Genomic DNA, 11,908 nt, shown 5'->3' with positions numbered 1-11,908 from the left:
AATATTTAAGACTCAAAGTAAATGTAATTACTTTGAATTAATTGAGAATACGTGCTGGATATATTCAGTGCAGTAGTCTCGTATCATTCAATGCATCGCATTGAATAATCTATACACAACTAGTCCATGAGAGGAAATTATGGCCCAAGATATGTTTATTAAAATTGATGGCATCGAAGGTGAATCTTTAGATGCTACTCATAAAAACGAGATCCAGGTTCTGGAATGGAAATGGGACGTATTGCAGCCTAAGAATATGCACAGCGGTTCAGGCGGTGGTTCTGGTCGTGCTACTGTTGCTGACTTCGTGTTCCAGCATTATACCGACAAAGCAAGTCCAAACCTGTTGAGCTACTGTCTGACTGGTAAGCATATTAAAAATATCGCTTTCACCGTGCGTAAAGCTGGTGGCGATCCACTGGAATACATGATTCTGAAGTTCACTGACGTAATCATTACTAAAGTTGGAATGGGTGGATCTCATAAAGACGAAACTCGTCCACGTGAAGAAGTTAGCTTCTCCTTCACCAAAGTAACTGAAGATTATGTAATGCAGAATGCTGAAGGTCATAAGTCTGGTGTTATCTCTGCGACTTATGATGTAAAAGCAAACCAGCATAGCTAATTAAGTTCTTGTTACAAGCCCTGCCACATTAAGTGTGGCAGGGTTAAGGAACGCTCGCCTTAATTTTACTTTTACTTATTCATATTAAAGGAGGACGTAATGATTACTAAAATAATGCATCATGCTGCCGCCTCCCATCGGCGTTGGCTAACGATGTTAATCATTTTATCGATGACCAGTATGCTAACGTCTTGCCAAAGCACGCCGAATAATGATTCGAGTGCACATACGGAATCCGTAAAAATTACTTTTGATGCATCCAACACTATAAATAAAAATGACGCAGGAGAAGCAAACCCTCTTCGTATTACGGTGTATCAATTGAATCAACAGCAAGCATTTATGGCCAGTGATTTCATTACTCTTACTGAGAGTAGGGATCCTGAACTTACTAGTCAGATTTCGCTTATTTACGACACAATGATTGTCCCCGGTGAGAAAAAAGATAAAGTTATTGAGACGCCTAAAAATGTTACTGCTCTGGGTGTGATAACGGCCTATCGAGACATATCCGACTCGGAATGGAAGGTACTTTATATTATTCCTGAGAAACCCAAGCGCAGTTGGTTTCAACGTTATTTTAAACGAGACAAAGTTTGGCAGCCTCATATTCAAGTCAGAATGAATAATCTGACAACTTCAGTTAAACCGGTAAATTAATTATGAGAACAAAAAAAGTCGTCTGGAGTGAAGGTCTTTTTCTGCGCCCTCAACTCTTTCAACAGCAAGAGCGTTACCTGGAATATTACTCTCATAAGCGAGCTCTCACCCTTACGCCCTTTTTTTGGGGTTTTTCAGCTTATGAAATTGATCGTGAAGCGCTTTCATATGGAAAACTGGTTCTCCGCGCTGCGAGCGGTGTTCTGCCGGATGGTACGCCATTTGATATTCCAGGACATGCCGATCTGCCGCAGCCATTAACTATCGCACCTGAACATCTTGGCAAGATGATTTATTTGGCCGTGCCGCTGCGCCTGGATAATAGTAATGAAACTATTTTCGATGAGTACGATAGCGGTTCTCTGGCGCGTTTTTACGGCAATGAAGCTGAGCTGAATGATACCAATGCCATTCACCAGGGACCTAAACCTGTGCAGCTGGCGCAGTTGCGCCTCCGTTTGGTGTCAGAAAGCGAAATGACGGAGTCGTGGATTGGATTACCGCTGACGCGCGTACGCGCTATCCAGCCTGATGGCAGCGTATTACTGCATGTTGATGATTACATCCCACCCGTGACAGGTTATGGCGCGAACCAGTTGCTCAGCGAATGGCTGACGCATCTGAACGGTCTGGTAAAAATGCGTGCGGGAATGTTGGCAACGCGATTATCAAACAGTGACGGTAAAGCGAGTGCGAGTGCAGAAATCGTTGATTATCTTTTACTGCAAATCTTTAATAAATATGAGCCATTGCTCGACCATCTGCGCACCATTCCTGAGTTACCACCCATCATGCTCTACCAGGAACTGGCCAAATTTGCGGGCGAACTTTCTACCTTTATACGGGTGAAAACACGCAGACCACGATCGGCGCCAGGCTACAAGCACGCTAGCCTTTATGCCTCTATCCGCCCACTGGTTGATGATATTCATGAACAGCTCAACCAGATTCTGGTGCGTGCGGGCCAAATGATCACGCTGGAATCACGTGGTAACGGTGTCTGGTCGGCGAATGTGCTGCCAAATGAACTGCGCGGTTTCAGTAATCTGGTTGTCGCGGTATCTGCGCAGCTACCTATGGATATTCTGCAGCATCAATACCTGGCTCAGGCAAAATTCAGCGCACCGCAGCAATTGCATGAACTGGTACGTTCGCACTTGCCTGGCCTGGAAATCCATCCTCTGCCTGTCCCTCCGCGTCAGATTCCCTACAGCGCCGGCCACGTTTACTTTGAACTGGCTAAGAGTGGTCCATTCTGGGATCGCATTGCCAGTAGCGGCGCTATTGCATTGCACATTGCCGGTGATTTCCCTGACCTGAAAATGGAACTGTGGGGGATTCGTGACTAATGAGCGAGCATGACAATTTTAACCTGAACAGCACGTTTTTTGATAACCAGGCGGATACCGATAGTAACGGCCAGGAGTTGGGACATTTCCTGCTCGATGAATCGACCAGCTTTTCAGATTTCAAGACCAATCCGGCGATAAATCATGACGCAATAAATGAACGTTATGACAGCAGTCGTCTGCGAAGTGAAAGCATTCATGAGCGGGTTAATCGCGTTAAAAATGCGTCCCTGCCATTACTTGAAGCGGCGCAGCCATTACTGCGTGCGTTAAGCGAAATGCCCGAAAAAGTGAACGGGAAAGATGAAGCTAATTTGCTGAAGGAGACGCTGAAAAAAGAGATCACGCTCTTCAGCGTCGTCTGCGATGAGGCAGATATTTCCTGGAAGAAAATGGCCATTGTGCGCTATTGCATGTGTACCGCACTGGACGAAGCCGTTCTGGCGCGTTCGTGGAGTAAAGATGTTAACTGGTCACAAGGCAACCTGCTTAATCACTTTGAAGGCGATAACGATGGCGGCATAAAATTCTTCCTGCTGGTGGGCCGCTTGTCCATGTCACCTCAGGAATATGCCGACGTTCTTGAAGTTCAGTTGATTATTCTCGGCCTTGGCTTCGAGGGGCGTTATAGCATTATTGAAAACGGTGAGCGCCAACTTAATCGCATTCGCCAACGTCTATTGACACTATTACAAAGCTCTCGGGAAGACCGAGGCATGGCTCTGTCACCGCAAGGCGTTCCGGTGCGCAGTGGCAAAAAACGCTATCAGTTTTATGTTCCTGTCCGTATTTCCATGCTTGTCGCCGGAGTATTGATCGCCGGTAGTTTTATCTATGCCAAATATCACTTGATGATCCCGCTTAGCGATATCGTCACTCGCATTGATGCTTCTGCACGTTCACCCATAACCCTGCCTCCAGAACCGGCAGTTGGAAAGCTAAGGTTAGCCGAATTACTTAAGGAAGAGATCGCCCGCAAGCTGGTTACTGTGGACGAAACGCCTGAGCGCAGCCTGGTGATATTCCGCGGTGACGGCATGTTCAAAACCGGCACATTTGATGTGTTGGAAAGCATGCAAAGTATCCTCAAGCGTGTGGCTGAAGAGATCCATCGCGTAAATGGCAAGACGCTGATTGTTGGTTTCACCGACTCGCAACCCATCAATAAGCCTGGCCTTCCGAGTAATCAGGTTCTCTCGGAAAAACGCGCTGCCAGTGTGGCGCAATGGCTGCAACAGGCCGGCATCCCTGCTGAAAATATTCGAGTTGAAGGAAAAGGGGATAGTCAGCCCGTTGGCAGTAACGCCACGCCTGAGGGACGAGCACAAAACCGTCGCGTCGAAATATTAGTTAATTATTAATGGATGAAACATGTCAGTGTTTAATCGAATTTTCTCAGGAACAGGATTAAGACGCTTTTCTCTGATCGCTGTTTATTGCGTGCTGGCGGCGGCGGTTTGGTACCTCGGCCCCTGGTTTGGTTTTGGTGAGGCTACCCCTTGGGCGGGTGCTGAAAACCGCATCATTATGTTGGTGATGCTGTTTGTGATGCTGCTTCTGCGCTGGAATCGTCTGCCACTGTTTTTAGATCTCTCGCTCTTTGCGATGGCGATGGTTTGGACTCTGGGTCCCCATATTATGATTGGGGAAAACTATCCGCTCAAAAGCAATATAAACCGCGGTGCAGTCATTGCTGGGCTGCTGGTATTGACGGGGCTGTATGGACTTTGGCGGCTGTTGCAGGCGCTGGCTGTAAACCCGGCGTTACTTAACTCACTGATGAGTAAAAGGTCAGCTGCGGTAGAAGCTAAACCAGACATGAGCGCTATCACGCAGATCATTGCAGCGGGTGTGAAACATACCCAGCGTGTTCATCGTGCCTTGCCATTGTGGCGCCGTTTTTTCAGCTTCAGCGACAGTAAAACACGCTTACCGTGGTTCATGATAATTGGACCTAAAAACGCCGGTAAAACCACCATGTTGTTCTCATCGGGACTCGATTTCCCATTGCCAGAACAGCTGAATCGTCAGGATCGTGAAAATCCTTCTACCGATAATATTGAGTGCCTTTACACCAATGACGCGCTTTTCCTGGATACCTCAGGTAAATATCTGCAGGAAGCAGAGCATGTTCAGCAGGAGTGGCGTGGCATCTTAGGCGCACTGAAAAAGTACCGTCCTAAACACAGTATTCATGGCGTGGTTGTGACGCTCTCGGTTGAAGATATTTTGCACCGTACTCAGTCTGAGCGCCTCGGTATCGCCGCGGCATTACGCTCAAGGCTCAGCGAGGCGCGAGAAACTCTGGGATTACGTTTTCCGGTATACGTCAATATCACCCGAATGGATATGTTGACCGGTTTTAGCGCTTATTTCCGTAATCTCACAGCGATTGAGCGTGAACAGGTTCTTGGTGTAACGCTTCCCTTTGAACGTCAATCACACGACAGCGGAGCCGAACTGGGTAAGCAGATCAGCGAAACGCTGGCTCAGTTGGAAAGCCGTCTTGGTAGTACGCTTTGCCAGCGTCAGCTGGAAGAATATGACGTCACCGATCGCAAACAGATGTATGCCGTACCGCAGGATTTTCGTTTATTAGCGCAGGGCGTGACCGAAATGCTGCAGCATATTTTCCTGTCATCTCGCTATGACGAAACACAGTTCAATACCACATTGCGTGGCATCTACTTTATGAGTAGCTGTCAGCCAGCCGAAAAAGGGTTGCTCAATAACAACACGGTTGTTCAGCGCTGGCGTAATGTTGTGGAACATCAATATCCTGAAACAGCAGCATCATATGGCCTTCAACAAGCAGAGGGCGGAGTTATCGATAACTCTCCCTGGGGAAAACATTACTTCCTGCGTCAGCTTTTCAGTGATGTGATCAGTGCCGATCGTGATTTAGTCAGTTCCAGCCTGCGCATGCGTACGCGCGATCGCTTGCAGAACTTCGCAGGCCATCTTGCGGCAACGTTGCTCGCTGTCTGGCTGATATGGGGAATTGTTACCAGTTTCCACCTGAATGACGATTATCTGGCGACTATTGGTGTTCGCACGACTCAACTGACTGAAAAAGTTGTTGAATATGTTGATCATCCTGAACAGCAGCTGTTACCGGGCGTCCTGTATAGCACGTTGGCATTGAAGCAGTATTTGGGGCTGGATATCAGTAATCCTCCGCTGAACTGGCGCTATGGTCTTTACACACCTGCCACCGTTGAACGTCGTGCGGACAAACTCTACACCTTCTTTTTACAGAATGCGTTGCTGCCAAAATTGCAGTTGCAGGCAGCCATCTCTCTGAACAAAGCCGTAGTCGATAACGATCCGCTTGCTGCGTGGGATGCGCTGAAGCTTTACCTCATGCTGAATGGTGAGGGAGATGCCGATGCCGGCTTCCTGATTGCCCAGATCAACCAGCAATGGAAAGCCTCAGGCATGATCGATGCTTATGGTGAACAGAAGACGTTTGACAGTCATCTGAATGCTCTTTTCTCCTCGAAAGGATGGCGAGAAAAATCATCGCCAATCGATCAACCGCTGGTTAAGCGCGCCAGGGATATGCTGGTGCAGATCCCGCAAACCACCAGAATTTGGCAGCATTTAAAGCAGAAACTGCAGCTGGTAGCACCGCCAAGTGTCACCCTGCAGGCGATGGTTGACCCTCAGGCGCCGATGATTTTTAAGCAAAATGCTATCGAAAATCAGCCTGAGGGGGTTCCCGGCATTTTCACCCGTGACGGGTGGCGAAACCTGGTAAAGAAGCAGCTCGCTACGTCGTTGATCGGCTTACAGCGTGAGGATAGTTGGGTACTGGGAAAGACGGGGCGCGTGGTAAATCCTCTCACGCTGCGTGATGAGGTACTGATTCTTTATCTGCAGGAATATGCGCATCAGTGGCAGCAATTCCTCTCGAGTATTCGTCTGATACCGATGGGGGGACAGCAGAATCTCAGTATGGATGTATCGCTGTTAAGAACTCTGGTCGCAGATAATTCGCCACTGCGCGGTTTGCTGGAACGTGCCGTCAGTGAGACGACTCTGGCGGAAACCAAGGATAAAACGCTGCAAACAGCTTTGCAGACTGAGCTGAGAACCGGCCGATTGGTACAGCAAGCTACGCGATTAAAAGACAGTGTCGATTTCCGTGAACAACGGCTTATTCATCAATATGTTGATTTTCCGTTCAGTTCACTACGACTTTTCGTGAAAGGCGATCAAGACGGCACGGGATATAACCCGAACCAAACCGTTGGGCTTAACCGGCTGATGAATCTACTCACCGATCAGTATACCCGCTATGTGGTTTACAGCAGTGCGCTTGATGAGGGTGACATCCCGGTTATGGGAATGGATAGTTCCCGCCTGGCGGCGGAATCGCGGACGTGGCCTGAGCCAGTGAAGGGGATTTTGATGCCTCTGCTGGGACGTTCCAATGAAAGCATCCAAAAGAGCATTGTAAAGTTGAGTGTTACAGCCATTGATAATGGCATTGGCCAGGTTTGTCGTAAAACGCTGCAAGGACGCTATCCCTTTGCTAAAAGCCAGCAAGAGGTATCACTCAATGATTTTGAGCGCTTCTTTGCCGTGGATGGTGTGGTTGATAGCTGGTTCAAACAGAACATGGCCGACAAGGTTGATACATCAACTTACCCATGGCGCTATAAAGGCAATGGCGGCGGTGAAGGACTCTCCTTCTTCCAGCAAGCTGCCGCCGTCCGTGATGCATTCTTTGACGCGGATGGACGCAAAGTGTCATTGAATTTATCTACCCGCGTGCACTACCTCTCTCCGGACATAGCGCAACTGATGCTGAGCGTTGGCGGAGAGACGCTGCGTTACTCACATGGCCCGGTCATGCCGATGGCGTTTCACTGGCCATCAGGTGGATTGACCTCTTCCGTTACGATGACCGGCCAGAGGCTCCCATCATCGGCACTGCCAGATCTGACATTCCACGGTGCATGGTCGGTTATGCATTGGCTGGACAGCGCCGAACGCGTAACGAGCCAGGGGGCAGACAGTCGAATTTATCGCTGGTCACTGGGTGGCAAGCCAGTAGAGCTGGAAATTGGTGGGCTGGGTAATGGCAATCAGAATCTGCAGGGCATGTTGCGCGGATTCCGCTGCCCGGGATGATAAGGGAGGAAATATGTGGATGAAACGCAGCAAGCAGCATGCGCATTTGCTGAGTTTTTTGCCTGAGCTTTCCGGGGAAAAGAGTCAACGCAAAAAAGGAGAGATGCAGCGGGTTAAGGCAGAAGTTGCCTCTTTAATTTCGACGCTTGCTCCTGCAGAACCTTCGTTATTAACGCAACCAGAACTGTGTCGTTACCCATGGTGCTTTGTTATGTCTGCAGATGGCATATCGGCGGATCATTATCTGACCGGTGCCCTTGTATTCGATGACAACACTGAAACGCCACATGGCGTTTGCGTATTGCTTCGGGCCTCAGAGATGGTGCGGCTGTTGACAATAGAAGACAGTCTACCGTTTTGGATGATGCGCTCGCTGTCCACGCTAGCGCAACATGACAACCCTCGCCATATTTGCGAACAAATAGAGGCAGATTGCCGTGATTTGGTGGCATCGAGTTTGTCTTCCGGCTGGCGGTCAAAACTATCGAATTCAGCACAGCTTTCACACATTCATACCCGCCTCAGTGACATGCGATGCGATGCGGATTTTGAGCTGGAAGGGAAACGATGTGTTGATGTCATGCCATGGAGGAGTTGGCCTGAGTGCGTTTCGGATTCAGAGTTTCTCTGGCTCTGGAGGCAGAACAGGCATGGAAAAATAATTGAATCACAACGGAAAGCAGTTGTTAACCCGGTGACCTGAGTGCAACGCGCTCAACGTTACTTTTCTGATATCAGGAATGACTATGTCTAGGACGATAACACTAAGCAGTCCAGCGATGCCCATGTTACTGGGTGAACCTGCTCTGGTACTGAATAGAATAAAGGGGGAAGAAACCTTCTCCACTTTATACAGCTATACCTTGCTGGTAAAAACGCCCGCAAATCCGCTTATTCCATGGCAATCTGCCTCGAATGTGGATATCAAGGCGTTAATTGGCAAAGAGATGACCGTCTTCATCGAACTGGATGGAAACGGTCTCGATCACCTCATCGGGATTGGACGCGGTCAACGCGAGATTTCAGGATTGGTTGAAAAAGCGCGCTTTAAAGGGCGCGATGCCAATCAGGCACTTTTCGAGATTGTTATCCGCCCCTGGCTATGGCTGACCACGTTAACCACTGACTACAAAATTTTCCAACAAAAATCAGTGGTCGATATTATCGATGAGGTGCTGGCTGACTACCACTTCTCTTATGAGAAGCGGCTGACAACCAGTTATCCGACGATGGACTATCAGGTCCAGTATGGCGAGACAGACTTCAATTTTATTGAGCGTCTGATGGAAGAGTGGGGGATCTATTGGTTCTACGAACATCAGGACCAAAAGCATAAGTTGATCCTGGTGGATCACGTTGGTGCACACAAAGCCAGCCCAAGTGAAGCTTACCATGTTATTGATTATCAGCCGGAAAATCCTAAAGCCGATGCCGAGTATATCTCTGTATTTGAACATCAGGAGATGTTAACCAGCGGTCGCTGGGTAACCAACGATTATGACTTCACTAAGTCGCGCGCCGATATCCTTTCCATTGATGTCAAAGCAAGAAAAACCAGCTTCAATGAGATGGAGGTATTCCACTGGCCTGGTGATTACGAGCAACCTGCTATTGGTGAGCAGTTAGCGCGTATTCGTACCGAAGAGCGTGGATCAAAGGGCTCACGCGCGGTCGGGAGTGGCGAGCTAAGAGGGATTGTTTGCGGAACGCATTTTGAGCTGGTCGGTTATCCGGTCAACAAAGTCAACCGCGAATATATGGTGATCTCCAGTGAACTGGACATCCAGGAGATCAACGAAGTCACCAATAAAGATATGTTCAGTATTCACTGCAAATTTACCGTGCAGCCGACGACAAAAATCTATCGTCATCCCCAGATAGTTCCAAAGCCACGTACTTATGGTCCGCAAAACGCGATTGTAGTGGGACCGCCAGGTGAAGAAGTCTGGACCGACGAATATGGCCGGGTAAAAGTGCGTTTTACCTGGGATCGTTACGGCATTAACCGTGAATCTGACTCTTGCTGGTTGCGCGTTAGCCAGGCGTGGGCAGGTAATAGCTTCGGTGGTATTTATATTCCACGCGTCGGCCATGAAGTGGTGGTGGACTTTATCAATGGCGATCCCGATCGTCCAATGATCACCGGTAGCTTGTATAACAACGTCACCATGCCGCCCTGGGATCTTCCGGTAAATGCTACACAAAGTGGGCTTATCAGCCGCACTATTGGTGGTGGTAAAAGTAATTACAACGGTGTGCGTTTCGAAGATAAGCCTGGCCAGGAATTGTACTGGGAACAGGCGGAACGCGACATGGATCGCCTGACCAAGAATGATGAAACGCAAACCATCGGTGTTAATTCTGATATTAGCGTCGGTAAGAATCGCACTCTGGTGGTGGGAACGGATTACACCAAGAACGTAGGTGCGAATGCCACTTATGCTATTGGTTCCAATTACAACCTTGAGGTGGGCGCTAATCGTGACATCATCGTTGGGGCCGATTACAGCAAAAATGTGGGGGGCAGTTACTCCAAATTGATCGGTAGCCAGGCAAGCATGGAAATTGGTTCTGGCTACAACATGATTGTGGGAGGAATGCATAAAACGAGTGTTGCCGGCGCAGTTAAGACGGATATTGGCGGTGCGCACAATACCAATGTTGGCGGTGCCGTTAACACCAACATTGGTGGCACCGTTATCACCAACATAACCGGGTCAGTTGAAAAGAACGTCGCCTGCACAGTCAAAAATTATGTAAAAGGCGCCATCATCACCAACGTAGGCGGAGCCATTAATACCAACGTAGGCGGGGCGATCCTGACCAACGTTGGCGGTGCGCAGTTGATTAACGTCGGTGGTGCGCAGATGACCTCCGTTGGGGGCGCCGCCACGCTGTTTGGTGGTGCAATAGTCAGCGTGGGTACGTTAGGTGAGCTGATACTGTCGGGTGATACCGTCAAAATTATTGGTAAATCGCGCGTGGTCATTGAAGGGGGCATCGTTCAGATTAACCCAGGTGATGGGGCGGGTTGTGCCGGTGCAGGCATTGCCGCCGCCGCCGGTGCCGTTGGCGGTGGATTAGGGCTGAGCGCATTAGCAGGGCTTAAAGGTGTAGGCGGGCTGATGTCACCGAAAGCAATCATGGGTGGCATGGCTTTACCTATTCCACTGCCAGTCTTGCCTGTATGGCCGCCTGTTATTGATCCGCCGGTACCACCGCCAATCATTGATCCACCAATCACGCAGCCGCCGATTACGCAGCCGCCGATCACACAGCCGCCGATTACGCGGCCGCCGATTACGCCGCCGCCAACGGACACGCCGCCGCCGACGGATACGCCGAAGCCGACGGACACGCCGAAGCCGACGGATACGCCGCCGCCGACGGACACGCCGAAGCCGACGGATACGCCGCCGCCGACGGATACGCCGCCGCCGACGGACACGCCGCCGCCGACGGACACGCCGCCGCCGACGGACACGCCGCCGCCGACGGACACGCCGCCGCCGACGGACACGCCGCCGCCGACGGACACGCCGAAGCCGACGGATACGCCGCCGCCGACGGACACGCCGCCGCCGACGGACACGCCGAAGCCGACGGATACGCCGCCGCCGACGGACACGCCGCCGCCGACGGACACGCCGCCGCCGACGGATACACCGCCGCCGACGGACACGCCGCCGCCGACGGACACGCCGCCGCCGACGGATACGCCGCCGCCGACGGACACGCCGATGCCAACCCCAACGCCGACGCCGACGGATTCGCAGACGCCAGAGCCGTAATGGGACTGTTTAGGTAGATAAACCTTGGGGGGAGAACTCTTCCCCCCATTTATAGAGCGCTAAATAAAGGAATAGTGAAATGAAACCAGCAGCTCGGATAAGTGACTCAATAAGTCATGGTGGTAGCATTATTAGTGGTTCAGGGAATGTGATGATAAATAGCTTGCCGGCTGCAGCTGTCGGAATAAGTAATGCGGTGTGTAGCATTGATGGTTCAACAGTCGTCGCTTCAGGCTCTGGTACGGTATTTATCAATAATCAACCTGCGGCTCGTATTAGTGACTCAACAGCCTGTGGAGCAACGATTGTGAGTGGCTCAGGCAATGTCTTGATCGGCGGTTAAC

General features: G+C 50.2%; 8 protein-coding genes. All 8 read left to right on the top strand.

What is annotated here, in order from left to right:
* Positions 1-139: 139 nt before the first annotated feature.
* The 8 genes from AAGR08_RS13575 (at position 140) to AAGR08_RS13540 (ending at position 11,907) form a co-directional block, all read left to right on the top strand.
* Entirely contained in the window at positions 140-625 is a 486-nt protein-coding gene (locus tag AAGR08_RS13575) for an Hcp family type VI secretion system effector (RefSeq protein WP_097094634.1), read from the top strand.
* 99 nt (positions 626-724) lie between these two features.
* Positions 725-1,285 carry a type VI secretion system lipoprotein TssJ gene (gene tssJ, locus AAGR08_RS13570; RefSeq protein ID WP_097094633.1) on the top strand — a complete coding sequence of 187 codons (561 nt, stop codon included), beginning with the start codon at positions 725-727 and terminating at the stop codon, positions 1,283-1,285.
* A gap of 2 nt (positions 1,286-1,287) precedes the next feature.
* Positions 1,288-2,634, top strand: a complete 1,347-nt coding sequence (gene tssK / locus AAGR08_RS13565) for a type VI secretion system baseplate subunit TssK (protein WP_097094632.1) — start codon at positions 1,288-1,290, stop codon at positions 2,632-2,634.
* A complete protein-coding gene (gene tssL, locus AAGR08_RS13560) occupies positions 2,634-3,995 on the top strand; it encodes a type VI secretion system protein TssL, long form (RefSeq protein WP_097094631.1) in 1,362 nt (453 codons plus the stop codon). Before tssK ends, tssL begins: the two co-directional genes overlap by 1 nt.
* Before the next feature lie 10 nt (positions 3,996-4,005).
* Complete coding sequence (tssM, locus tag AAGR08_RS13555) at positions 4,006-7,773, top strand: type VI secretion system membrane subunit TssM (RefSeq protein ID WP_345827110.1); 3,768 nt, start codon at positions 4,006-4,008, stop codon at positions 7,771-7,773.
* 13 nt (positions 7,774-7,786) lie between these two features.
* Positions 7,787-8,476, top strand: a complete 690-nt coding sequence (locus AAGR08_RS13550; RefSeq protein ID WP_097094629.1) for a hypothetical protein — start codon at positions 7,787-7,789, stop codon at positions 8,474-8,476.
* Between the two features lie 43 nt (positions 8,477-8,519).
* Positions 8,520-11,564 carry a type VI secretion system tip protein TssI/VgrG gene (gene tssI, locus AAGR08_RS13545; protein WP_345827109.1) on the top strand — a complete coding sequence of 1,015 codons (3,045 nt, stop codon included), beginning with the start codon at positions 8,520-8,522 and terminating at the stop codon, positions 11,562-11,564.
* A gap of 79 nt (positions 11,565-11,643) precedes the next feature.
* On the top strand, positions 11,644-11,907 hold the full coding sequence (locus AAGR08_RS13540) for a PAAR domain-containing protein (protein WP_097094628.1): 264 nt from the start codon (positions 11,644-11,646) through the stop codon (positions 11,905-11,907).
* Position 11,908: the final 1 nt, after the last annotated feature.

Origin of the sequence: Pantoea sp. BRR-3P (assembly GCF_039621635.1) — a bacterium.
GTDB lineage: Bacteria > Pseudomonadota > Gammaproteobacteria > Enterobacterales > Enterobacteriaceae > Pantoea > Pantoea floridensis.
Note: the sequence above shows the minus strand (reverse complement) of the source record. Positions and strands in the feature narration are given on the sequence as shown.